Below are 24809 nucleotides of genomic sequence, written 5' to 3'. Positions count from 1 at the left end.
CGCATGAACTGGCGCTTTGGCTACCCTAGCGTTTTGGTGAGTCAAATTGCGGGCGAGGGCAGGCTTAAACAGCTGCCATGACCGGAGACATCAACCGGGGTGGAGAAGAGATGCGCGCCATAGCCGAAGGCCTGTTCACCGACGAGACGCCCCCGCGTCTGATCGGTGGCAAGGACCGGAAATCCGGTCGCATCGTCTTCCCCTGTCCATCGACCGCGACGCATGAGCCCGTGCCGCTTTCGCGCGAGGGCAGGCTGTGGTCCTACACCGTGCAGCGGTTTCGGCCCAAGAGCCCGCCTTATGCCGGCCCCGAGGCGTTCGCGCCATGGGTGGTCGCCTACGTCGAGCTGCCCGGCGAAGTTATCGTCGAGGCGCGGCTGGACGACGTCGCCTTCGAGGACGTGGCGGTGGGCATGCCGGTGCGGTTCGAGCCGGGCCTGCTTGATCGCAACGATCCGGCGAGCTCCCACATTCCCGCCTTTGTGCCGGCGGAGCTTCCCGCATGAGCGACGTGTGCATCGTCGGCATCGGTATCCACAAGTTCGGGCGCACCGATGGCCTGTCAGGCCTCGATCAGGGCGTCCATGCGGTGCGTGAGGCGCTGGCCGATGCCGGGATCGACTGGCCCCAGGTCCAGTTCGCCTACGGCAGCTCGGATGCCGCCGGCAATCCGGACACGATGGTCGATCGACTGGGCCTTACCGGAGTGCAGTTCATCAACGTGCGCAACGGCTGCGCTGCGGGTGGATCGGCGCTGTTCAGCGCGCAGATGGCGATCAAGTCGGGCGAGTTCGATATCGGCCTGGCGGTCGGCTTCGACAAGCACCCGCGCGGCGCCTTCAACGCGCTGCCCGCCGAATACAACTTGCCGGAGTGGTACGGCGAAGTCGGTCAGATGGTCACCACGCAATTTTTTGCCGCCAAGATCATGCGCTACATGAGCTTGTTCGGCATTTCGCAGACCTCGCTTGCCCGGGTCGCGGAGAAGGCGTTCCGCAACGCAGTGCACGCGCCGCATGCGTGGCGACGGCAGCTGGTCTCGCTGGAGGACATCCTCGAAGCGCCCTTGGTTAGCGATCCTTACACCAAGTACATGTTCTGCTCGCCTGCCGAGGGCGGGGTCGCGCTGATCCTCGCCAGCGAGAAGAAGGCGCGCGAGCTGGGCAAGCCGTTGATCCGCCTGAAGGCCGCGACGATGCGCACCCGCCCGCCGCACAGCTTCGAGGTGTTCGCGCCTTCGGTGGACGTGGTGGCGGACGACACCAAGCCCCGCCCCACCGCCTCGCGCATCGCCTCTGCCGATGCATTCCGGCTGTCCGGCATCGACCCGGGCGACATCGATGTAGCGCAATTGCAGGACACCGAAGCCGGCGCCGAGATCATGCACATGGCCGAGAGCGGCTTCTGCGCCGATGGCGAGCAGGAGCAATGGCTCGCCGAGGGCCGCACCGAGATCGGCGGCGCGCTGCCGGTCAACACCGACGGCGGTTGTCTCGCCTGCGGGGAGCCGATCGGGGCTTCCGGCCTGCGCCAGGTCTACGAGAACGTGGTGCAATTGCGCGGCCACGGCGGCGGCCGTCAGGTGCCCGGCGATCCCCGGACCGCCTACAGCCACGTCTACGGCGCGCCGGGCGTCTCTGCCGTCACGATACTGGAACGTTAGAGCCCATGGACATCGAACTCTCCCCGCAGGACGCCGCCTTCCGTGACGAGGTGCGCACGTTCCTTCGCGACCATTTGCCCGCCGAAGTGAAAGCCGGCGGTGCGGCAACGCCTTCGGTCTTTGTCGAGCCCGAGATCGGTCAGGTCTGGAACGCTGTCCTGCACGAGAAGGGCTGGCTGGGCTATCAGTGGCCCGCGGCCCATGGCGGCACCGGCTGGACGCCGCTGCAGCGATACCTGTTCGAGAAGGAGTGCGCGCTGGCCGGTGCTCCGAACCTGACGGTGCTGGGCCTCAAGCTGCTGGCTCCGGTGATCTACAACTTCGGAACCGAGCAGCAGAAGAACCACTACCTGCCGCGCATCCTCAGTGGCGAGGACTACTGGTGCCAGGGCTTCTCCGAACCGGGTTCCGGATCGGACCTCGCCAGCCTCAAAACCCGCGCGGTGCGCGAAGGCGACCACTACGTCGTCAATGGATCGAAGATCTGGACCACGCACGCCCATCACGCGACGGGCATGTTCACGCTGGTGCGCACGAACACCGAAGTGAAGAAGCAGGCCGGCATCTCGTTCCTGCTGATCGATCTAGAGAGCCCCGGCGTCTCGGTCCGCCCGATCCTGACTTCGGCGGGCGATCACGAGGTCAATCAGGTCTTCCTCGAAGACGTCATCGTTCCGGTGGAGAACCTCGTCGGCGAAGAAGGGCAGGGCTGGACCATCGCCAAGTTCCTGCTGGAAAACGAGCGTGGCGGATCGTGCCATGCGCCCAAGCTGAGCTACGATCTCGACCAGATCGAGGAAGCCGCAACGCAGGAAAGCGATGGTCGCGGTGGCAAGCTGTCCGATCAGATCGACTGGAAGCGCCGGGTCGCGTTGACCCGGTTGTCGGTCAACGCGCTGGAGATGATCGAGATGAAGATCGTTTCCGAGGTCGCCAAGGGCCGAGCGCCGGGACCGCAAACCTCGCTCACCAAGCTGCTGGCGTCCAACCTGCGGCAGGAGATCGATCTGCTGGCGGTGGACCTCTATGGCCCTGCCGGACTCCAACTGGAAACCGCGCGCCCGCTCTATGGCGACAATGCACCCTCGCCGGTGCATTCGAAGGGCGCGCAAGTCGCTTCGGCGCGCTATCTCAACAGCAGGGCGTGGACGATCTTTGGTGGCACCAACGAAGTCCAGAGCACCATAATAGCCAAGTCGGTGCTGGGCCTTTGAGGGGCCCTCACAATAACGATGGGCGCGATAACGAGAGGAATGCCCGATGCAGCTGAACCGCGAAGCGCTCACCCGCGCTTACCGGCAGATGAAGCTGATCCGCGAATTCGAGGAACGGCTCCACGAGGAGATCCAGACCGGTGAGATCGCCGGCTTCACGCACCTCTACTGCGGTCAGGAAGCCGTCGCCGTGGGCGTCTGCGAGCATCTGACCGACCGGGACAAGATCGTCTCCACCCATCGCGGCCACGGCCACTGCCTGGCCAAGGGCTGCGATGTCGAGGGCATGATGAAGGAGATCTGGGGCAGCCAGGACGGCCTGTGCAACGGCAAGGGCGGATCGATGCACATCGCCGACATCGATAAGGGCATGCTGGGCGCCAACGGCATCGTCGGCGCGGGCGCTCCCATCGCGGTGGGCGCGGCGATCTCCAACAAGATCGATGGGCCTGACGCAGAGGGCAAGCTGGCGGTCGCCATCGCGTTCTCGGGCGACGGGGCGTGCAACCAGGGCACCACCTTCGAGGCAATGAACCTGGCGGTGGTCACCAAGGCCCCGGCGATCTTCGTGTTCGAGAACAACCATTATTCCGAGCACACCGGCGTCGACTACGCGGTGGGCACCACCCGCGACATCGCCAGCCGCGCCGAGGCCTTCGGCATGAAGGTCTGGCGCGCGGACGGCACCGACTTCTTCGCGGTCTACGATACTTTCCGCGAGGTGCTGGAATACGTTCGCGTGCCCGGCAATGGCCCGGCGGCAGTCGAGTTCGATACCGAGCGCTTCTTCGGCCACTTCGAAGGCGATCCGCAGCGCTATCGCGGCGAGGGCGAGCTTGATCGCCTGCGCGCCGAGCGGGACTGCATCAAGATCTTCCGCGCCAAAGTGGGCGGTGCCGCGCTGCTCGACGAGGCCGATCTCGATGTCCTCGACGCCGATGCGTTGCAGCAGATCGAGAACGCGGTTGCCGCCTCTCGCGCCGCGGCGCGTCCGAGCCCTGAGAACGTGCTCGACAACGTCTACATCAGCTACTGATCGCAGGACCGAAACACATGGCAAAGATGATGTATCGCGATGCGATCCGGAACACGATCTTCCAGGAGATGCAGCGCGACGAGCGCGTGGTGGTTCTGGGCGAGGACGTCGCCGGTGGCATGGGCACGGCGGGTGGTCCCGAGGCGATCGGCGGCATCTGGTCGACTTCGGTGGGTTTCTACGATGCTTTCGGGCCCGACCGGGTGATCGACACTCCGATCAGCGAAAGCGCGATCATGGGTGCGGCGGGGGGCCTTGCGCTGGCCGGCAAGCGCCCGGTGGCCGAGATCATGTTCGCCGACTTCATCGGTGTGTGCATGGACCAGCTGTGGAACCAGATCGCCAAGTTCCGCTACATGTTCGGCGGCAAGTCGATCTGCCCGGCGGTGATCCGCATGCCCTGCGGCGCAGGCTACAACGCGGCCGCGCAGCACAGCCAGATGATCAGCCAGTTCGTCACCAACATGCCGGGCATCAAGGTGGTCATGCCGGCGACCCCCGCCGATGCCTGCGGCTTGCTGCGCCAGGCGATCCGCGATGACGATCCGGTGGTCTTCCTGGAGCACAAGTTCCTCTACGCGATGAGCGGCGAGGTGCCCGACGATCCGGACTTCGTGATCCCCTTCGGCCATGCTCGCCTTGCGCGGGCCGGGCAGGACGCCACCATCGTCGCGTCGGGCATGATGGTCAGCTATGCCGAAACCGCTGCCGACGACCTGGCGCAGGACGGCATTGGTTGCGACGTGATCGACTTGCGCACCACGTCCCCCCTGGACGAGGAGGCAATCCTGGACTCGGTCGAAGTCACCGGGCGGCTGGTCGTGGTCGACGAAGCGCCACCGCGCTGCTCGCTGGCAACCGACATCTCCGCGTTGGTGGCGCAGAAGGCATTCGCCAGCCTCAAGGCTCCGATCGAGATGGTGACGCCGCCGCACACGCCGGTGCCGTTCGCCCGCGAGCTTGAGAGCGCCTACTTGCCCAGCCCCGCCAAGATCGCGGCAGCTGTGCGCAAGTCGCTGGAATACCGGTGAGGAGGCCGCTGTCATGAGCCGCATCCGCGCATTCACCATGCCCAAGTGGGGCATCGAGATGACCGAAGGAACCATCGCCGACTGGACGGTGAAGGAAGGCGACAGCTTCAAGCGCGGCCAGACCCTGTGCCTGATCGAGACCGCCAAGATCACCAACGAAGTCGATGCCGAGTACGACGCCACCGTGCGCCGCATCATCGTGCCCGGCGGCAGCGAGGCCGAGCCGGTCGGTGCACTGCTCGCGGTGTTCGATGAGGGCGACCACTCGGACGCCGAGATCGACGCCTTCGTGGCCTCCTTCAAGCCCGCCGAGGGTGGCCTGGCCAAGGGAGCCGCCAGCGCCAAGGCGGCGGCGCAGGAAGACGCTGAGAGCGCGCCGGCGCCGATGCCCGAGAAGCCGCGCACGAGGATCGAGACCAACCGCCCGATCAGCCCCGAGGCCCTGCGTCTGGCCGAAGAGGAAGGCGTCGATATCGCGGTGATCGAGGGATCAGGCCGGCAAGGCCGCATCACCCATCAGGACGTGATCAAGGCGCTGCGTGGTCCTGCGAACAGCGCGAACAAGGGTGTGCTGGCGCTGGATGTGGAGGACTTCAAAGTCTTTGCCTCGCCGCTGGCTCGTCGTCTGGCCTCGCTCCACGGCATCGCCTTGGGGGAATTGACCGGCACCGGTCCGCGCGGCCGCATTTCGAAGGCTGATGTGCTGGCGCTCGTCCCCAAGCCGAGCGTTGCGGCAGCAACCACGGCCTTCGTCGTGGGCGAGAACCGGCCCGAGATCGTGCCGTTCGATCGCGTCCGCAAGGTCGTCGCCCAGCGCCTCACCCAGGCCAAGCAGGAGCTTCCGCACTTCTACCTGCGCATGTCGGCCAGCGCCGATGCGCTGCTGGACATGCGCAAGACCGCCAATCTGGTGCTGGGCTGCAAGGCTTCGGTGAATGACTGGATCGTCAAGGCCAGCGCCATGGCGCTCGCCCGCCATCCGGACGTGAATGTGCAGGTGCATGGGGAACAGATCCATCGCTTCCCCCATGCCGACGTGTCCATCGCCGTGGCCAGTCCGAAGGGTCTGGTCACGCCGGTGGTGCGCCAGGCCAACCTGATGCGGATTGACCAGCTTGCGGCCGAAACCCGCCGCCTGATCGACAAGGCGCAAGGGAAGGGCCTGAGCATGACGGACATGGAGGGCGGCACGTTCTCCGTCTCCAACCTCGGCATGTTCGGGATCGAGAACTTCGACGCGATCATCAATCCGCCACAGGGCGCGATCCTGGCGGTGGGTGCGGCGCTTCGGCAGCCGGTCGAGACCGCTGCGGGCGGTGTCGCGTTCGAGACGCGCATCTCGTTCACGCTGTCTGTCGATCACCGCGCCATCGATGGTGCTGCCGGTGCGCAGTTCCTCCAGACCCTGAAGTCGCTGATCGAAGAGCCTGCGGGTCTCTTCGCCTAAGGAAACGCCATGACCAACGACGCTTCAGGCTCCCTCCGGCCCGGCCCGCTCAAGCGGCTGGGCGACGTGATCCAGCTCGCCTTCTTCCCCACCGACTTCGACGCCACCATGAAGTACTGGATCGAGACGGTCGGCGTCGGACCGTTCTTCGTGCTCAACGACGTCCGGCTCGACGAGATGAAGTACAAGGGCCAGCCCACCGACGCGGTCTTTACGATGGCGATCGGCTACTGGGGTGATATCCAGATCGAGCTGATCAAGACCGATAGCGATGCGCCTTCGCTCTATTCCGGCGAATACGCGGTGCGCGATCGCCTGCACCACGTCTGCGTCTTCGTGGAATCCATCGTCGAAGCGCGCGAGGCGTGCGCCGCCGTGGGGGCCGAGATCATCGTCGAGGGCAAGGTCGGGCCTGACGGCGCGGTGATCTACGTCGATCCGGGGCAGGGGCCCGGGCAGGTCATCGAGTACTTGCAACCGATGTCGGGCTCGGAAGGCCTGTTCCAGATGATGAAGGATGCTGCCCGGGACTGGGATGGCTCCGATCCGATCCGGGTGCTCCAGTAATGACCGAGATTTCCGCACATGCGGCTGCCATGGCGGCCAAGGTCGAGGCGTTCGTGCGCCAGACGATCGTCCCGTACGAGCGCGATCCGCGCCGCGACCATCACGGTGCCCCGACCGACGAACTTGTCATGGAGATGCGCGCGCTCGCTCGCGAGGCGGGCGTACTGACGCCGCACATCAATGCCGATGGCTCGCACCTCACCCAGCGCGAAACCGCTGCCGTGCTGATCAAGTCCGGCCTCTCGCCGCTGGGGCCGCTCGCCTGCAACACGATGGCGCCGGATGAGGGCAACATGTACCTCATCGGCCATGTCGGCTCGCCCGAACTGAAGGAGCGGTTCCTCGCGCCGCTGGTCGAAGGCCGGGCGCGCTCCGCCTTTTTCATGACGGAACCTGCCGAATGGGGCGGCGCCGGGTCCGATCCTTCGATGATGAAGACCACTTGCCGCAAGGACGGCAACCAGTGGGTCATCAACGGGCGCAAGACCTTCATCACCGGCGCGCAAGGGGCGATGGTCGGCATCGTCATGGCCGCATCCGACGAGGACGACACGCGCGGTGGCGCCTGCATGTTCCTGGTCGACTTGCCGGACGAGGCGATCCGCATCGACGAGGTGCCCAACACCATCGACACCTCGATGCCCGGCGGCCACGCCACCCTGACGATCGAGAACCTGCGCGTTCCCGCCACGCAGATGCTGGGCGAGCCGGGCGAAGGTTTCCGCTATGCCCAGGTTCGCCTGTCGCCGGCGCGCCTGTCGCACTGCATGCGCTGGCTGGGCGGCTGCATCCGCGCGCACGAAATCGCGGTGGACTATGCCTGCCGACGCGAAGCTTTTGGGAAGACGCTGATCGACCACGAGGGCGTCGGCTTCATGCTCGCCGAGAACCGCATCCTGATCCAGCAATGCGAGCTGATGATCGACTGGTGCGCGGGAGTGCTGGACAGCGGTTCGCTCGGCACGGTGGAAAGCTCGATGGCGAAGGTCTCGGTCAGCGAGGCGTTGATGAAGATCGCCGACAACTGCGTCCAGGTCATGGGTGGAACCGGAGTCACCGAGCGCACCATCGTCGAGCAGATGTTCCGCGAAATCCGCGCCTTCCGGATCTACGACGGCCCGACCGAGGTGCACAAGTGGTCGCTCGCCAAGAAGATCAAGCGCGAGTGGAAGCACGCGCAGGACGCCAAGGCGGGTTGACGCGATGAGCACCGATCTTGCGGCCGACAACTCCGGCACCGTCCCTGTCCGCGAAGGCTACGGCTTCGACGAAGCCGCTCTCGCGCGCTGGATGGCCGCGCATGTCGAGGGCTTCGCAGGGCCCATGCGGGTCGAGCAATTCAAGGGCGGACAGTCCAACCCGACCTATCGCCTTTCCACTCCATCTGCGAGCTACGTCCTCCGGCGCAAGCCTCCCGGTGTGCTGCTGCCGGGTGCCCATGCCGTCGACCGCGAGGCGCGGGTACAGATGGCGCTGGGAACCGCGGGCTTTCCCGTCGCGCGCATCCATGCCCTGTGCATGGACGAGGCGGTGATCGGCACCTGGTTCTACGTGATGGACATGGTCGAAGGTCGCATCTTTTGGGATGCGACCTTCCCCGGTGTGAGCCGCGAGGAGCGCCCCGCCTATTTCGACGCCATGAACGGAACCATGGCCGCGCTGCACCGGATCGATCCGGTCGCGGCTGGGCTGGAAGGCTTCGGCAAGCCGGGCAGCTACTTCGCACGCCAGATCGGCCGTTGGACGAAGCAGTACCAGTCCGACGAGCTGGCCGGCCGCAACCCAGACATGGACGCACTGGTCGAGGCCTTGCCGGCTTTGATCCCCGCCGAGGACGAGACGGCGGTGATCCATGGCGATTGCCGCTGCGACAACATGATCTTCCATCCCGCCGAGCCGCGGGTCCTGGCCGTGCTCGACTGGGAACTATCCACCCTCGGCAACCCGCTGGCGGATTTCACGTACCATGCCTTGATGTATCGCATGGATCCCAGCATCGTGCCGGGCCTGCAAGGAGCCGATCTGGAGGCGCTGGGCATCCCGAGCGAGCAGGACTACGTCACCAGCTACTGCAGGCGGACGGGACGGGCGGGTATTCCCGACTACGAGTTCTACGTGGCCTTCAACCTGTTCCGTCTCGCCGCGATCTTCCACGGCATCAAGGGGCGCGTGCTGCGCGGAAATGCCGCCAATGCGCAGGCCGCCAGTCGCGCGCAGAGCTTCCCTTTACTCGCGCGCATGGCCTTGGAAAGCCTCACAGGCCCCCGCTGATCTGCCCGTTAGAGTAGGACCTGTCGAGTTTCCCTGCTTGAGCGCGGCAGCGCGGGCCGCCTTTACAACAGGGCGGGCGCAAGGAGATCAGGCCAGTGGCCGCGCCCAAGGGCCTTCGCACCACACCGGCCGAGGAAGGCGAGCGTGATAGCGATCACGCGCCGCCGCCGTGCAAAGCGGTCTGACAATGGAACCGCGTCAGTAGGAGAACGAGAGCCCGCGCGCTACGCGATCGCGTTGGCGCAGCACCACGCTGTCGACGACCGAGGCTTTGGGCCAGCCGGCGTAGACTGCGTATTGCAGGACGAACTCGTCCAGTTCCTCGCCCGTGACATTGCCGCTCGCCATGGCGGCATGGATGTGTGAGTTCAGCGGCGTGTCGGGCGCCGTGTTCGCCACGCCGACCAGCGTGATCCATCGGCGGGCGCGTTCGTCCAGGCCTGGTCGGTTCCACATCTCGGCGAACACGAAGTTCGTGACGCCGCCCTTGGCGAAGGCCGTCCTGGGCTCGCCGGCGTCGAACACCATGACCTTGCGAAAGTTCTCGCGTCCCAGCAACCGTCGCTGGTTCGGATCCCATGGCTCGGCGCGGATCGGATCGAAGGCGGCAGCCGCCAGGTCCAGCTCCTCGGCAACGCGCGAAATCGATGCGTCGAGTGCCTCGCCGCAGGGCCAGCCAGTGTAGACCGCCAGGTGCAACGCCGCTTCGCGCAATTCGGAGAGCGATAGTTCATCGAGGGTGAGCGCACCGCGAACGTAGCCGTCCACGTGAGAAGTCGATCCGTTGCAACTCGCCGCCCCGCTGATCGCGATCAGGAAACGGGAGCGCAGGTCCAGGCCCGGACGCTCCCATATCTCCGCAAAGACATAGTCCCGCACCGATGCCTGCCAGACCGTGGCCGGGCTGGGCGCCGTACGAGCAAGAAGCCGCGACTGGTTGACCTCGCCACGTTGCATCCGTTCAGCTGCGCTTAGCATGTTCATTGCGGGTGACCTTTCATGTCTGATACGGGATCGAAGGCGGCATAAGACCGAGGGGCAGAAGCTCCGAGATAACGGAAGTGCCCACGATCCCTGCGAACAATGCCGGGGTGCGATCCCAAGGCTCCGGAGTGGTCATGGGCAGAGCAAGCCCGCAGGCCGGTAGCATGGCCTTTCATTCTCACACCAGGCGGCAAGTACAGTCACGCGCCGCACCTGGGACGACGCTTGGTCAGCGTCTTTGGGCGAGCAAGCGGCGCTGCAACTCGCCCTGCCGTTCGAACATCCATCCGGGGTATTCTCGCGCCAAGGCACTGGCATCGTCAAGCGCCGCAAGTTCTTCGGCGGTCAAGTCTATGTCGGCCGCCGCGAGGTTGTCCGCCAGCTGGTCCGGTCGCTTCGCGCCGACGATGACGCTCGTCACGGCGCGCTGGTGCAACAGCCAGGCAAGAGCGATGCGAGCGATCGAAACGCCGCGGCTCTCGGCTATCGGGCGTAGCGCCGCGATGACCGCATCGCCGCGTTGCGGCTCGACGGGCGGGAAGTCGAATTGTGTACGCCGGCCATCGGCAGGGTCGCCGGCGCTGTACTTGCCGGACAGGAAACCACCGGCCAGCGGGCTCCAGACCATCAGCCCGACTTCTTCGGACAAGAGCATGGGCGCGATCTCCCGCTCGAGCTCGCGGCCGACCAGAGTGTAGTAGGCCTGCAGCGAGGCGAAGCGGTGCAAGCCCAGGCGCTCCGAGATTCCGAGCGCCTTCGTGATCTGCCAGGCGGCCCAGTTCGACACGCCGATATAGCGCACGTGACCATGCTGGACCAAAGTATCGAGGGCGCGCAGCGTCTCCTCGATCGGCGTCACGGGATCGAAGCCGTGGATCTGGTAGAGGTCGATGTGGTCGAGTTGAAGGCGCTTCAGGCTGGCCTTGCAGGCATCGATCAGATGGTAGCGTGAAGCGCCGCGGGCGTTCGGACCCTCGCCGGTCGCACCGAAGCCTTTGCTGGCGACGACGATCTCGTCGCGCTTGAGGCCAAGGTTGCGGATGGCTTGGCCGGTGATTTCTTCGGAACGGCCGCCAGCATACACGTCGGCGGTGTCGATGAAGTTCACGCCGCCCTCTACCGCGGCACGGACGAGCGCGTCCGCCTCATCCTGGCCGAGCTGGCCGATCTTCGCCCACATATCCTCACCGCTGCCGCCGAACGTCATCGTGCCCAGGCAGATCTCCGACACGAACAGGCCGGTACGACCGAGTTTGTTATAGCGCATGGTTGGGAGGCCTTATGTGAGGGGGCAGATCAGGTACTTCAACGCCCAACCGGTGGCGTGGTTCAAGCTTGGGCGCCGGGCACGAACTGCTATGCCGTTTGCCTGCATACACGATCCTGGTGCGACGCGCAGTAGCGGCTGCCAGGAAGACTAGACTTAGTCCGACTAGACCCAGGATATATAATGCACTATCCAGCGGGAATGCAGATCACCGATAAGCCACTTAGCGGCAAGCGCGTTCTCGAACTCGGCACGATGATTGCCGCGCCGTTTGCGACACATATCCTTTCCCAGCTCGGAGCGGAGGTGATCAAGGTCGAACCTCCTGCGGGCGACACGACCCGGGCGCTGGTGCGCGGCGGACCTTCTGGAACAATCGTCGCCTACAGTCACTCCAAGAAGGCAATCTGCCTCGACCTGACGACGGGTGAGGGGAGGGAGGTCTTCCGTCGCCTGGCAGCGACCGCAGACATGGTGATCCACAATCTCGCTCCAGCGGCCGCGCGCAAGCTGGGCGTCACCGCGGACGATTGCATGGAGGTCAATCCCGGCATCGTTCACGTCCACATCAAGGGATACACCCACGGACCGCAGGCTGACGACCTCATGACCAACCCGATCGCAGAGGCGGCGACCGGGGCGATGGACGACCATCGGGTCAATGATCGCCCCACGCGATTCGGCCCTTCGTACCATGACCAGTTCGCAGGCACATATGCGGTCATCCGCGTGCTCTCGACGATGCTCAACCCTGCCGCGAGCGAAGCGGATCGCCGCATCGAGATCGGCCTCTACGAGACGGGCCTGCACCTTGCCGCGCGCGATCTTGCCGGCATGCAGCTGAAAACGCAGTTGCTCGGCCGGCTGGAGAAGGAGGGCGGCGGCGAGTTCTCGATGCCAGGATACGGCTCCTACCTAACTGCCGACCAGCGTTGGGTCTATTTGTTGATCCTGACCGATGCGCACTGGGCCAAGCTGACCAAGGCGCTCGATATGCCGGAGCACGGTGACCCGGCCTATGCCAAGTTGCGCGACCGCAAGAAGGATCGCGAGGTGGTCGAGGAGGCGGTCCGCAAGGCCGTGGCCAAGTATCAGTTCGCCGACGTGGAGCAGCGCCTGCGCGCCGCCGGCCTGGGCTTCAATGAAGTCATGCCGCTTGAGCGAGTGCTGGAAAAGCCGCAAGCGCGCCAGCCCGGCAAGCTGCGCGAACTCGAGTTTCGTGGCTTGCAATTCGAAGTTCCCGAATTTCCGGGCCAGACCGCCGTGGAACCGAACTTGCCTCCGCCCGAGATCGGCGAGCATACGCAAGCCTTGCTGGCCGAGCTCGGCTACGCGCCCGACGAGATCGATCAGCTGTTGGCAGGGGGGGCGGCCAAGGCCTATGAACCTGGTGACTTCGCCTGGGCGCCGGTCCGCCAGAAAGGATGATCGAACCGATGATGCAGTTTCGTACGAAGGAGGAGCAAGTCGCCGACTTCCTTCGCGAGGGCATCATCTCCGGCCGGATACCCCGCGGCGTCCGGCTCAAGCAGCAGGAAATCGCGACGATGCTCAAGACGAGCATCACGCCCGTGCGGGAGGCGTTGAAGTTGCTCGCCGCCGAGGGCTACGTACTGGTCGATAGCTATCGCGGAGCGACTGTCGCGCCCTTCGATATCGAGACCTCCACGGAAGTCCTCAACCTGCGAATCCTGCTGGAAACGCAACTCGTGCGCGGGGCTACGGAGCGGGTCACGGTCGCCGACATTGCCGAACTCAAGATCCTGGCGTCGGAGTTCGGCACGGCGTTCGACCAGGGTGAAAACGAAACCGCGCGAGCCGCGAACTATCGCTTCCACCATCGCATGTTCGAGATCGCGCAGATGCCGCAGACGCTGCATTTCGTGCAGATCCTCTGGGCGCGCTATCCGTTCGACTTGATCAATCGCCTGAAAGGCCGCGTCGGACGCGCGTCCGACGAGCACGACGAACTGCTCGCCGCGCTGATTGCGGGGGACGCCGCCGCAGCGATGCTGGCGACGCGCCAGCACATCGAGGCGGGTTTCGACGAATTGCGCGCATCGCTCAACGCCAATGTAACCGATCCAGAGAGACACGCCTGATGAAGCCGACGCTTTTCCTCGTCATGGACATGATGAACGACCTCGTCGCTGAGGACGGCTTCAACGCCAAGACCTACGGCGTTCAGGTCAAGGAGCGCGGTGTCCTCGAGAACACGCGAGCTGCGATCGCGGCGGCACGCGCGGCGGGGGCTCTTGTGGGCTACGTGCGGGTCGGTTTTTCGAGCGATTACCGGGAGGCGCCCGAAGCGTCCCCGATCTTCTCGGGTGCCCGCAAGAACGGGATTTTCCAGCTCGGAACCTGGGGGACACAGGTGCACGATTCGATTGCGCCGGAGCCGCAGGATTTCGACATCGTGAAGCACCGCGTCAGCCCCTTCTATTCGACTTCGCTGGAAGCCATCTTACGGGCTCACAAGATCAGCCGCATCGTCATGTGCGGCGTTTCCACAAACGGCGTGGTGCATTCCGGTGCTCGCGAGGCTCACGATCGCGACTACGAAGTCGTGGTGCTGGAAGATTGCTGCGCAGGCGTGACGCCCGACGAGCACAACCACGCCGTGGCGTGCATGGGGCGCTTCGGTCAGATTGTGGAAAGCCGGGCTTTCCGCTGGGACGAGGGCGACACGACCTCGCCAGCCTGATCACTCCACCATCCGCGTCCTGCGGATGGGAGATCCAGCCACATATCCGCAAGCCAGCAACAAGGTGCCTTGGAGCGCCTCGACATGCATTGCCCGGCTTCACCTCGAACTCCCCTCACGCTTTCCGCGGAGGTTCGCACGCGCCCGGCATTGTCGGGCTCACCTTTCCATTCATGCTACGCCTTGACGCCGATGGATAATGCACTATCCATCGGCCGGCATTCAGGGCGCGCAGCATCGTAGCGCCTCAACAGGAGCTATTGATGGCAGGCGATCTGAAAGAAGGCGAAGTCGGCGGAGCCCCCGCGGAGGGCAAGATCACGCCCGAGGCGATCAAGGCGGCCGAGAACATGATCGGCATGCAGCTGCGGCCCGAAGGGCCCTATCTGCAGGACGCCACCGAGGACACGATCCGCAACTTCTGCAACGGCATCGGCGACCTCAACCCGCTGTACCGCGATCTCGAAGTCGGTCGCCTGACGCGTCATGGTTCGATGATCGCTCACCCCAACTTCCCCATGGCGTTCGGCTGGGTCGGCCGCACGCGGTGGGGGCTGCCCGGTGTGCATGGTTTCTACGCCGGCAACGATTGGGAGATTTTCCGCCAGATCCGCCCGGGCGACCGCATCACCGCGATCGAACGCGTGGTCGGCGTCGACGTCAAGGAAAGCCAGTTCTCCGGCACGCTCGTCCTCCAGTACGTCGAGGCGAGCTACTTCAACCAGCGCGGCGAGCTGGTCAGCCGAGCACTGGGCACCTGCACGCGTCACGAGCGCAAGGCTGCGCGCGAGGCCGGCAAGTACGACGACATTAAGCAGTCGGAGTACACGCCGGAAGAATTCGAGCACATCGACCAGGCGATCCTGGACGAAGAGAAGAACATTCGCGGCGGCAACGTACGCTACTGGGAAGAAGTCCAGGAGGGTGAGCAGCTGCCCGAGATCGTGCGCGGTCCCTTGAGCCTGATGGACACGATGGGCTTCCTCGTGGGCTGCGGCCGTGGCCATACCCATGGCGTGATCTTCAAGAACGCCGTGAAGCATCCGGGACACTTCTTCCGCAACCCCGAGGCGGGCGGCGGGATCGAGTACACCGGCATCGGCCATCACCGCGAATCGACCGCCAAGGAAGTCGGCGTGCCCGGCGTCTACGACTACGGTCCGCAGCGTTCGGCCTGGATGGCCAGCCTCGTCACCAATTGGATGGGCGACGCCGGCTTCCTCAAGCGCATCCGCACCCGCATGAGCCGCTTCAACACCATGGGCGACTGCACCTGGGCCCGCGGCACCGTGACCCGCAAGTACATGAAGGACGGCTACGCCCTGGTCGATATCGAGATCAAGGGCGAGAACCAGCGCGGCGAGCTGACTACTCCGGGCCTCGCCACGGTGGTGCTGCCCTCGCTCGATCCGAACACGAAGGTCTTCGTCGACGGTTCGGGTCTCGATCTGGAACTTCCGGTCGTTCGGTAACTCACGGCGCGGCCCTGGCTTCCCGCGAGTTTGCTCGACGGGGTGGCAGGGCCGCGCAACGCCATGGTACCGTGGATGGATAGAACGGCATGCGCCGCATTGTCCATCCACGGAGCCGTGCCGATCCATTTCTATTGAGCTGCGCACGTGCCGCGTCTCGAAGAAGCCACTGGAAGACACGCTCGATGACCGCGCCGCTTTCCGATCTGTCCATCGTGGTTCGCGCAAGCGGTGTTGCCGCCGCCTATGCGGCGCGGCTGCTCGGCACGATGGGTGGCAAGGTCCTGCTCGCCGAACCGGAGGGCGGCACGCCATTGCGGCGCGAGCCACCATTCCTGCCGTGCGAAGATGGCCAGGCAGGCGCGACAAGCGCACTCTTCGCATATCTCGCAGCCGGAATGGACAGCGAGGTGGTGGCCGATGCAGCGCGGCTGTCGCAGCTGCTGACGGATGCCGACGTTTTCATCGATGATACGCCGGTCGCGGAACGTGAGCGGCTCGGCCTGGACGAAGCGGCGATCGCTGGCCGCTATCCGCAACTCATCCATGTCTCGGTGCTGCCGTTCGGCGCCTCCGGCCCCAAGTGCGGGTGGAAAGGTGAGGATGTCGTCATCCAGCATGCCGGTGGCGAGGGTAACCTGCTGCCGAACGGGTTGGCGGTCGAGATGTTTCCGGATCGCGCGCCGCTCAAGATCGCCGGTCATTTCGGTGCGATGCAGGGCGGCATCGCCGCGGCTCTCGGCGCGTTGGCGGCCCTGTGGGATCGCCCGGCGCGCGGCGGCCAGTTCGTCGATATATCATGCCAGGACGCCAACCTTGCAGTCGGCGCGTTCGCGATACAGCGGCTGGGTGACGGCTCGATCGAGCACCGTGTCGAGCGAAGCTTTCGCTACGGCGGCGTGATCCCCTGCGAAGACGGCTACCTTGAACTGCTGACGCTGGAGCAGCGCCAGTGGGATGGACTGGTCAAGCTTCTCGGCAATCCGGCGTGGGCGCTCGATCCTGCCTTGGCGGACTCGCTTGAGCGTAGCCGGCGTGGCCCCGAGATCAACGAACACATCCGCGCGTGGGCTGCCGTTCGCAAGGTGGACGACATCGTGAGCGCCGGACAGACCCTCGGAGTTCCCTTGGCGCGCTACAAGACGCCGGCGCAGATCCTGGCCGATCCGCAAGAGCGGCATCGCGGCGTGTTCCAGAAGCTTCCTGTCGGCGATGCGGGCGAGCTCGACGTGCTTGTCTCGCCATTCCACTTCGATGCCGCGCCTCTCACGTTGGCCGGCGGACCCCCGCCGCTCAAGGACATGCCGGTTCTCGCACGGGCGAAAGGCTGAACGCATGGCAAAACCTCTCGCCGGCATCCGCATCGCCGACTTTACGGTCCACAACGCCGGGCCGTTCTGCACCAACTTGCTGTCCCAGCTCGGCGCCGAGGTCATCAAGATCGAGAGCGCGATGCGACCGGACGCATTCCGCAAGCCGCATCCGGTCTACGGTCGCATGGGTCCGGCGACGTTCGATCAAGTGGCTTCGACCAAGCTGTCGGTCCGCATCAACCTCAAGAAGTCGGACGGCATTGCTCTGGCCAAGCGCATCGTCGGCGTCAGCGACATCGCGGCAGAGAGTTTTCGCCCGGGCGTGATGGATCGGCTTGGTCTTGGGTACGAGGCGCTCAAGTCCGTCAAGGACGACATCGTCATGCTCTCCGTTTCCTCCTCCGGCCAGAGTGGTCCGGATTCGCACTTCGCCGGTTACGCGCCGCTGTTCGGCGCCTGGGGTGGCCTGGGCGAGCTGACGGGATACGAGGACGGGCCGCCGGTCGAGATCCGGCATGTCATGGACCACACGGTCGGCATGCATGCCGCGACGGCTGTCATGGCCGCACTCCATCGACGCCGTGCGACGGGGAAAGGCAGCCATGTCGATGTCGCCGCTCGCGAAGTGGCGGCCGCGCTCGTGGGCGACATGATGTTGCTCGCCGCTGCGGGCGGATCGCCGGCACGGCGGGGCAACGCACACCCGCGGATGGCGCCGCACGGGGTCTACCCGGCGCAGGGCGAGGATCGCTGGCTGGCGCTTGCGGTGACCAGCGACGCGGAGTGGAGCGCCCTGGCCGATCTCATGGGGCGCAGCGAGCTTGCAAGCGACGCACGCTTCTCCAAGGAAGCAGACCGTCAGGAAAACCGTTTTGCTATAGATGCGATCGTCTCGGAGTGGACGGCGGGCAAGGATGCCGGCGAGGCAGCGGCGCAGCTGCAGCAGGCGGGCATCGGCGCGCATGCGTCGTGGACGACGCCGGAGATCGCCAGCGACGATCACTTGCGCATGCGCCGTGCCATCGTCGAGGTCGCAGAACCCGATGGCAAGCTGCGTGCGGCAGTCGGCGTGCCGATGCGTCTGTCCAAGGGCTCCGAAATCGGCATCGACCGTGGCACGCCCAAGCTCGGCGAGCATGAGGACCATGTTTACGGCGAACTCCTCGGCATGGGGCGGGACGAGCGGCGCGCGCTTGAAGATGCGGAAGTGATCTATTGAAACGCGGCGGCGCGAGCCGTCCGCGAGGGAGAGAGACGTGGCAGACGAGACTGCAGCACCGGTCCTGGGCTTCATCGGCCTGGGTGTCATGGGGAGCGGGATGTGCGCGAACGCAGTGAGAAAGCATGCTGCGCCGCTCTACGCGTTCGATATGAACCCGGACGCGTTGGCCGCGCAAGTCGCCAACGGAGCCGTTGCGGCCGCATCGGTCGGCGAAGTGGCGAAGGGGGCGCAGGTCATCTTTCTCTCGCTTCCTGGCGGCAAGCAGGTTCACGCGGTCAGCCAAGAGATTGCCGAACACGCAGCCCCCGGCACCATCGTGGTGGACCTTTCCACCACCAGTGTCGCGGAAGCGCGTGAGGTCGCAGGCTTGCTCCTGGATCGCGGTCTGGCCTTTGCCGATGCGCCGGTGGCGCGCACCCGCCAGGCCGCCATCGACGGCACGCTCTCGATCATGGTCGGTGCCAGCGAGGACCTGTTCGCCCGGATCAAGCCGCTGCTGGGCTACATGGGCTCTGACGTGACCCTTTGCGGGGAGGTCGGCTGCGGGCAGGTCGTCAAGCTGATCAACAACACGCTCCTGTTCGAACAAGTAGCCGCGATCGCCGAACTGATGGTCGTTGCCGAGCGGGCAGGTGTCGCGCCGGACAAGCTGATCGAGGCGGTAGGGCTGGGCTCCGGCAACTCCTTCGCGCTGCAGACGCATGCGAAGAAGGCGATGGCGCCTCGCGATTTCCCGGCCAAGGCGTTCCCGATGGCCTACGCGGTGAAGGACATCGGCTACACCATCGAACTCGCCGAGCAGATGGGCGTCGAGCCGCGCCTGCCGCGCCTGGTGACCGAGTACTACCAGGCCGCCATCGACCAGGGGATCGGTGAGAAGTACTTCCCAGCCATCATCGAGGTGGTCGACCGCAAATAGCGGCGGCCCACGGGAGAGCACCATGGAACGGCGAAAGCTCGAACACCGCATCGTCACCGACGGACTGATCTTTCCCGAAGGTCCGATCGCCATGCCTGACGGCTCGGTCCTGGTTGTCGAGATCAAGGGCGGTCGCCTCATCCGGGTGCTGCCCGATGGCCGCAAGGAGGTCGTCGCGCATCTTGGCGGCGGTCCGAACGGCGCGGCGATCGGGCCTGACGGGGCCTGCTATGTCGCGCAGAACGGCGGTTTCCACTGGCTCAAGGAAGATATCTTCGGGGTTCGTGGGTACGATCGCCCCCACGGTCGCGCGCACGACTACATCGGCGGCTCGATCCAGCGCGTCGATCTGGCCACTGGCGAGGTGACGACGCTCTACACGCATTGCGGCGATGTGCCGATCAACGGTCCGAACGACATCACCTTCGATGCGAACGGCGACATGTGGTTCACCGATCACGGCAAGACCTATGATCGCAAGATGGACAGCGGCGTCGTCTATCATGCGGCGGCCGACGGTAGCTCCATCCGCGAGGCCGTGTTCCCGCTGCTGACACCGAACGGCATTGCGCTCTCGCCCGACGAGAAGACGCTCTACGTGTCCGAGACTGAGACCGGGCGGCTCTGGCATTGGCCCGTCACCGGCAGGGGAGAGGTCGCCAAGAAGGCCTGGCCCTCACCGAACGGTGGCGAACTGCTGGGGCAAGCCACGGGCTACCAGCGCTTCGACTCCATGGCCCTAGAGGCCAGTGGCAACATCTGCGTCGGAACGCTTGTCACTGGCGGCATCACCGTATTCTCTCCGCAAGGCGAAAAGCTGGAATACTGGGAAGGGCCAGAGCCTTACTGCACCAACATCTGCTTTGGCGGTGCGGACCTGAGGACGGCGTACATCACCGTATCCGGCCATGGTTTGCTGATCGCGGTGGACTGGCCTCGCCCGGGCCTACCCTTGCCACACCAGCGATGAGCACAACGCCCCACCCCATGCGTGACAAGCGCCGCGTGCTCTTCGCGGCGCTCATGGGCACGGCCGTCGAATTCTACGACTTCTTCATCTACGGCACCGCAGCCGCGCTGGTCTTCGGACCCGTGTTCTTCCCGGCAGAGTCCCAGGCCGCCCAGACGCTGCTCGCCTTCGCCAGTTTCGGCATCGCGTTTCTCGCCCGGCCGATCGGCGCGGCGTTCTTCGGCCACTTCGGCGATCGTATCGGACGCAAGTCCACGCTCGTCGCCTCGCTGCTCACCATGGGCGTATCGACGTTCGCCATCGCCTTGCTGCCGACATACGCCACAGCCGGATGGATCGCGCCGGCACTCCTTTGCCTGATGCGGTTCGGCCAGGGCTTCGGCCTTGGTGGCGAGTGGGGCGGGGCGGCACTGCTTACCGCCGAGCATGCTCCTAAAGGGTGGGAGAGCCGCTTCGTCTCTATCATGCAGCTCGGCTCGCCCATCGGCTTCTTGGCCGCCAACGGCGTGTTCCTGCTGCTCGGCCTGTTGCTGAGCGAGGAGCAGTTCATGGCTTGGGGCTGGCGCATTCCCTTCCTGGCCAGTGCGCTGCTGGTGGCCATCGGCCTGTACGTACGGCTCAAGATCGAGGAGACGCCGCAGTTCCAGGCTGCGGTCGAGCGGGAGAACGTCGTGCGCGTGCCGTTCGTCGATGTCGTCTCGCGCCACGGCCTGCATCTGATAGCGGGCGCTGCCGGCGTCGTGTCGACCTTTGCCGTGTTCTACATCGCTACCTCCTTCGCGCTTGCACTGGCGGTCGGCGAACTGGGGTACGATCGCCAGTCGATCCTGATGGTGCAGATGGTGGCGAACGGCTTCTACGTCGCCGGTATCCTGATGGCCGGACGACTTGCGGACGGCATCGGACCGGCGCGCGTGCTCGCGGGAGGGGCGATCGCGACCGCAATCGTGGGATTGATCTTCGAGGCGGGGATGCGATCGGGATCGCTGCTGCTGCTGGGTGCGACGCTGTGCGCGGCCATGCTGGTGCTCGGCTTCAACAATGGGCCGCTGGGAAGCTGGCTGGCGAGCCTGTTCCCGGTGCGCTTGCGCTACACCGGAGTTTCGCTCGCCTTCAACGCGGGCGGCATCCTGGGGGGCGCGGTCGTGCCGTTCGTGGCGCAGCTGCTGGTCGTCCAGGGGCTGTCCCGCAATACCGGAGTGCTGTTGTTTCTCGCCGGCCTCGCCACTTTGGCCGGAACCGCCTTCGCGCGCCCGGCGCGGATCATTGATATGGAAAAGGGAAGAGTTGATTGAGCGACTTCGATGATTGGGTAGGCCGCAGCCAGGCCTCCACCGACACGCTGGACTGTGCCCGCAGCAACGCCTTGAGCGTCGCGTTGGGTGGCGAGGGAGCGCTGAAAGCCGGCGATCCTCTGCCGCTGCTGCATCATTGGCTCTACTTCTGGGACGTGAAGCCGCCCGCCGGCCTTGGTCAGGACGGTCACCCGGCAAAAGGCGGCTTTCTGCCGCCGGTGCCGTTGCCCCGTCGCATGTGGGCAGGTGGACGCCTGACGTTCCACAAGCCGCTGCTGCTGGGCGCCCAGGTGACGAAGACTTCGACGATCCTGTCGGTCAACGAGAAGACGGGCCGCACCGGAACGCTGGTCTTCGTCACCGTGCGCCACGAGCTTGATGCAGGCGAGGGCGTGGCGATCACTGAAGAGCAGGATCTGGTCTATCGCGAGCCGGCAAGTGCCAGCTTGCCGCTGCCCGTCGCGGCGTCGGCGCCGCAAACCGACTGGCTCGAGCAGGTCGACCCCGATCCGGTGCTGCTGTTCCGTTACTCCGCTCTGACCATGAACGGCCACCGCATCCACTACGACCGGCCTTATGCGATCGAGGAAGAGGCTTATCCTGGGCTCGTCGTTCATGGGCCGCTACAAGCCACGCTGCTGATTGCCCTCGCGGAGCGGAACCTCGATGCGCCGATCACGGGCTTCAGCTTCCGTGGGCAACAGCCGGCCTTCGATGGCGTGCCGCTGCACGTTTGCGGTGGGCCGAGCGAAGGCGGCGCAGAGGTCTGGACCCAGCAGGGCGAGGCGAAAAACATGGTGGCGACGGTCAGCACGGCGTCTGCCGCATGACCACGGTGCCTCGCAGCCTGCTCTTCACGCCCGGCTCGCGACCGGATCGCTTCGCGAAGGCTGGCGCGACTGCGGCCGAAGGCTTGATCCTGGATCTGGAGGACGCCGTTGCGCCAGCAGACAAGGACAGCGCTCGCCGGCATGTCGCCGAGTTCCTCTCCGATCGCGGTGCGGTGCGCCAGCAGGTGACGGTGCGGATCAATCCGCTTTCGACAGTGGCCGGACTGCTCGACCTCGCGATGATTGCCGGACTGTCGAGCGGCCCGGAGTTCATCCTCTTGCCCAAGGCGGAGAGCGCCGAGCAGGTCCGGCTCATGTCGGAGGTCCTGGCGGAAGGCGGATCGCAGGCTCGCGCGGGCGCCTTGGTCGAGAGCGCGCGTGGGATCGCTCAGGCGGCCGATCTTGCCCGATCGCACGAACGCCTTGCCTTCCTCATGTTCGGCGCCGCCGACTACGCGGCGGACCTGGGCCAGGATGTGTCCGTGTTCCGCCCCGACTATGCGCGTGCCGTAATCGTCAACGCCGCCGCGGCAGGTGCGATCGTGGCGATCGATTCACCCTTCTTCGCCATCGACCGCCCCGATCTGCTTGGCGAAGACTGCGCGGCCGGGCGTGCTCTGGGCTTCCACGGCAAAGCCGCGATCCACCCGGCTCAGATCGCGACGATCAACACGAACTATTCGCCAAGCGACGACGAGCGTGTCCGCGCCCGGCGCATCCTGGAAGCGGCGCCCGACGGCGTCGGCGTGCTCGACGGCAAGATGATCGACATCGCGATGGTGCGTTGGGCTGAGCGCGTCCTCTAGGCGACGCCGGATCTTGTAAATCAATGGACCCTGCGGGGTTCTCGGAGACGAAGATGACCGCCAACTACCAACTGTTCATCGATGGCGCTTGGCGCGATGCGGCCGACGGTGCCACGATGGATGCCACCAATCCGTACAACCAGGAGGTTCACGGGCACATCCCGGTCGCGACCGAGCAGGACGTCGAGGACGCGATCGACGCCGCTCGCCGCGCGTTCGATACCGTATGGCGCAAGACCTCGCCGGGCGAGCGCTCCAAGCTGCTAAACAAGGCGGCCGACCTGATCGATGCCGACGCCGACCGCCTGGCCCTGCTCGAGACGACCGACAACGGCAAGGTCATCCGCGAAACCCATAATCAGATGGGCTACGCCGCGCGCATATTCCGCTACTATGCGGCCTGGGCCGACAAGATGCACGGCGATGTGGTGCCCCTGGATCAGAAGGACACGCTGGATCTGACCATCCGCGTGCCGTTCGGCGTGGTAGCCTGCGTGACGGCGTGGAATTCGCCCGTCGCGATCCTGACCAACACGCTGCCCGCGGCCCTTGCTGCCGGGAACTGCGTGATCCTCAAGCCCAGCGAGCACGCGTCGAGCACGACGATCGAGATCGTGAAGATCTGCGAGGCGGCGGGATTCCCCGCAGGCGTCGTGCAAGTGGTCACCGGAGCCGCCGACGTGGGCCGCTGGCTTACGTCGAGCCGGAAGGTCGACAAGATCAGCTTCACCGGAAGCCCCGGCGTCGGGCGTACGATCGCGCAAGTCGCCGGCGGCAACCTCAAGCCGGTCACGATGGAGCTTGGCGGCAAGTCGCCCAACATCGTGTTCGATGACGCCGATTTCGATCGGGCGCTGATCGGTGCGCTCGCCGGGATATTCGGTGCCACCGGCCAGACCTGCATCGCCGGATCGCGCCTGCTGGTGCAGCGGGGGATCTACGAGCGCATGGTAGAGGGACTGGCGAAGCGCGCCGCGATGATCCGGATGGGGGACCCACGCCTGCCCGAAACCGAGATGGGCACTGCCGCCAATGCGCCGCAGTTCGACAAGATCCTGTCCTTTATCGATGCGGCCAGGAACGATGGCGCCCGGCTGGTGGCCGGCGGCAAGCGCGCGGAAGGGGCCGCATTGGAGAAGGGCTTCTTCATCGAGCCGACGATCTTCGCGGACGTGCGCAACGACATGAAGGTCGCGGCCGAAGAGATCTTCGGCCCGGTTCTCTCGATCATTCCTTTCGACGAGGAAGAGGAGGCCGTGCAGATCGCCAACGACACGCCTTATGGCCTCGCCAGCGGTGTCTGGTCGGAAAGTATCACGCGTTGCATGCGGATGATGCGTGCGATCGACAGCGGTGTCGTCTGGGTCAACACCTACCGTGTCGCGGCACCGCAAGCACCGTTTGGCGGGATGAAGGATTCAGGCTTCGGCCGGGTCCGCGGCGAGGCTGGCATTCTCGAATTCACGCAGACGAAGACCGTCTTCATCGACTTCTCGAACGATAAGCGTGATCCGTTCTCGATGAAATTCTGATCAGAACGCAGTCGGAATGTGGCCTCCTTGATCTGGTTGCGCGCGCCTCACAGACATTAATGAGGAGTAAGGTCCGGGATGCGCAGATTTTAGTTGTGTTCCATGAAAAAACACACTTAGACAGTGTTGTGGCTTAAGCGCTGCCTGATCGAATCAAGCGTAAGTGTGGTCGGCTGGTTGGCTGCGATGCCAGGCTCGTGGTCGTTTTTCCCGGCATGCAGAAGGTTCGCACAAGAGAGTGTCGGTTGTCGGATTCTGAGGAGGAG

Annotated in this window: 23 protein-coding genes; 21 read left to right on the top strand and 2 right to left on the bottom strand. The window is 65.2% G+C overall.

The genetic code is table 11. The features are described 5' to 3' along the window. Positions 1 to 77 precede the first annotated feature (77 nt). Genes HNO88_RS08325 through HNO88_RS08285 form a run of 9 tightly spaced genes read left to right on the top strand, consistent with a single transcriptional unit; the run spans position 78 to position 9229 of the window. Positions 78 to 506, top strand: a complete 429-nt coding sequence (locus tag HNO88_RS08325; RefSeq protein WP_376768759.1) for a Zn-ribbon domain-containing OB-fold protein — start codon at positions 78 to 80, stop codon at positions 504 to 506. Further along, a complete protein-coding gene (locus HNO88_RS08320) occupies positions 503 to 1663 on the top strand; it encodes a thiolase family protein (protein WP_184243975.1) in 1161 nt (386 codons plus the stop codon). The genes HNO88_RS08325 and HNO88_RS08320 overlap by 4 nt, the downstream gene beginning before the upstream one ends. Before the next feature lie 5 nt (positions 1664 to 1668). Beyond that, on the top strand, positions 1669 to 2877 hold the full coding sequence (locus tag HNO88_RS08315; RefSeq protein ID WP_184243973.1) for an acyl-CoA dehydrogenase family protein: 1209 nt from the start codon (positions 1669 to 1671) through the stop codon (positions 2875 to 2877). 46 nt (positions 2878 to 2923) lie between these two features. Continuing rightward, the gene (locus HNO88_RS08310) at positions 2924 to 3913 is read left to right on the top strand and encodes a thiamine pyrophosphate-dependent dehydrogenase E1 component subunit alpha (RefSeq protein ID WP_184243971.1); all 990 of its coding nucleotides are present in this window, start codon (positions 2924 to 2926) and stop codon (positions 3911 to 3913) included. Positions 3914 to 3930: 17 nt separating this feature from the next. Continuing rightward, entirely contained in the window at positions 3931 to 4944 is a 1014-nt protein-coding gene (locus HNO88_RS08305; RefSeq protein WP_184243969.1) for an alpha-ketoacid dehydrogenase subunit beta, read from the top strand. A gap of 13 nt (positions 4945 to 4957) precedes the next feature. Then, positions 4958 to 6391, top strand: a complete 1434-nt coding sequence (locus HNO88_RS08300; RefSeq protein ID WP_184243967.1) for a 2-oxo acid dehydrogenase subunit E2 — start codon at positions 4958 to 4960, stop codon at positions 6389 to 6391. Between the two features lie 9 nt (positions 6392 to 6400). Further along, positions 6401 to 6958, top strand: a complete 558-nt coding sequence (locus HNO88_RS08295) for a VOC family protein (RefSeq protein ID WP_184243965.1) — start codon at positions 6401 to 6403, stop codon at positions 6956 to 6958. Then, on the top strand, positions 6958 to 8157 hold the full coding sequence (locus HNO88_RS08290; RefSeq protein ID WP_184243963.1) for an acyl-CoA dehydrogenase family protein: 1200 nt from the start codon (positions 6958 to 6960) through the stop codon (positions 8155 to 8157). The genes HNO88_RS08295 and HNO88_RS08290 overlap by 1 nt, the downstream gene beginning before the upstream one ends. A 4-nt stretch (positions 8158 to 8161) precedes the next feature. After that, positions 8162 to 9229: a phosphotransferase gene (locus HNO88_RS08285; protein ID WP_184243961.1), complete on the top strand. Its 1068-nt coding sequence runs from the start codon at positions 8162 to 8164 to the stop codon at positions 9227 to 9229. A 198-nt stretch (positions 9230 to 9427) separates the two neighbouring features. On the opposite strand, the gene HNO88_RS08280 is transcribed toward HNO88_RS08285, so the two are convergent. After that, the gene (locus tag HNO88_RS08280) at positions 9428 to 10213 is read right to left on the bottom strand and encodes a carboxymuconolactone decarboxylase family protein (RefSeq protein WP_184243959.1); all 786 of its coding nucleotides are present in this window, start codon (positions 10211 to 10213) and stop codon (positions 9428 to 9430) included. Positions 10214 to 10442: 229 nt separating this feature from the next. After that, a complete protein-coding gene (locus tag HNO88_RS08275; RefSeq protein ID WP_184243957.1) occupies positions 10443 to 11480 on the bottom strand; it encodes an aldo/keto reductase in 1038 nt (345 codons plus the stop codon). Positions 11481 to 11663: 183 nt separating this feature from the next. On the opposite strand from HNO88_RS08275, the gene HNO88_RS08270 reads away from it, so the two are divergent. The 12 genes from HNO88_RS08270 (at position 11664) to HNO88_RS08215 (ending at position 24543) form a co-directional block, all read left to right on the top strand. Continuing rightward, a complete protein-coding gene (locus tag HNO88_RS08270) occupies positions 11664 to 12908 on the top strand; it encodes a CaiB/BaiF CoA transferase family protein (RefSeq protein WP_221419894.1) in 1245 nt (414 codons plus the stop codon). Between the two features lie 8 nt (positions 12909 to 12916). Then, positions 12917 to 13582 (top strand): GntR family transcriptional regulator, encoded by a 666-nt coding sequence (locus tag HNO88_RS08265; protein ID WP_221419893.1) that lies wholly within the window; start codon positions 12917 to 12919, stop codon positions 13580 to 13582. Next, positions 13582 to 14184: a cysteine hydrolase family protein gene (locus HNO88_RS08260; RefSeq protein ID WP_184243955.1), complete on the top strand. Its 603-nt coding sequence runs from the start codon at positions 13582 to 13584 to the stop codon at positions 14182 to 14184. Before HNO88_RS08265 ends, HNO88_RS08260 begins: the two co-directional genes overlap by 1 nt. A gap of 263 nt (positions 14185 to 14447) precedes the next feature. After that, positions 14448 to 15656, top strand: coding sequence for an FAS1-like dehydratase domain-containing protein (locus tag HNO88_RS08255; RefSeq protein WP_184243953.1), 1209 nt, complete (start codon positions 14448 to 14450; stop codon positions 15654 to 15656). A gap of 185 nt (positions 15657 to 15841) precedes the next feature. Beyond that, positions 15842 to 16987 carry a CoA transferase gene (locus HNO88_RS08250; RefSeq protein WP_184243951.1) on the top strand — a complete coding sequence of 382 codons (1146 nt, stop codon included), beginning with the start codon at positions 15842 to 15844 and terminating at the stop codon, positions 16985 to 16987. Positions 16988 to 16991: 4 nt separating this feature from the next. Further along, a complete protein-coding gene (locus HNO88_RS08245) occupies positions 16992 to 18188 on the top strand; it encodes a CaiB/BaiF CoA transferase family protein (RefSeq protein WP_184243948.1) in 1197 nt (398 codons plus the stop codon). 37 nt (positions 18189 to 18225) lie between these two features. After that, entirely contained in the window at positions 18226 to 19110 is an 885-nt protein-coding gene (locus tag HNO88_RS08240; protein ID WP_221419892.1) for an NAD(P)-dependent oxidoreductase, read from the top strand. Positions 19111 to 19132: 22 nt separating this feature from the next. Next, on the top strand, positions 19133 to 20080 hold the full coding sequence (locus HNO88_RS08235) for an SMP-30/gluconolactonase/LRE family protein (protein WP_184243946.1): 948 nt from the start codon (positions 19133 to 19135) through the stop codon (positions 20078 to 20080). A gap of 17 nt (positions 20081 to 20097) precedes the next feature. After that, on the top strand, positions 20098 to 21375 hold the full coding sequence (locus HNO88_RS08230; RefSeq protein WP_221419891.1) for an MFS transporter: 1278 nt from the start codon (positions 20098 to 20100) through the stop codon (positions 21373 to 21375). Continuing rightward, complete coding sequence (locus HNO88_RS08225) at positions 21372 to 22205, top strand: HTD2 family dehydratase (RefSeq protein ID WP_184243942.1); 834 nt, start codon at positions 21372 to 21374, stop codon at positions 22203 to 22205. The genes HNO88_RS08230 and HNO88_RS08225 overlap by 4 nt, the downstream gene beginning before the upstream one ends. After that, on the top strand, positions 22202 to 23011 hold the full coding sequence (locus HNO88_RS08220; protein ID WP_184243940.1) for an HpcH/HpaI aldolase/citrate lyase family protein: 810 nt from the start codon (positions 22202 to 22204) through the stop codon (positions 23009 to 23011). The genes HNO88_RS08225 and HNO88_RS08220 overlap by 4 nt, the downstream gene beginning before the upstream one ends. Before the next feature lie 53 nt (positions 23012 to 23064). Continuing rightward, a complete protein-coding gene (locus HNO88_RS08215) occupies positions 23065 to 24543 on the top strand; it encodes an aldehyde dehydrogenase (RefSeq protein ID WP_184243939.1) in 1479 nt (492 codons plus the stop codon). Positions 24544 to 24809 lie beyond the last annotated feature (266 nt).

Origin of the sequence: Novosphingobium chloroacetimidivorans (genome assembly GCF_014204535.1) — a bacterium.
Taxonomy (GTDB): domain Bacteria; phylum Pseudomonadota; class Alphaproteobacteria; order Sphingomonadales; family Sphingomonadaceae; genus Novosphingobium; species Novosphingobium chloroacetimidivorans.
This window is presented reverse-complemented; position numbering and strand designations above follow the sequence as displayed.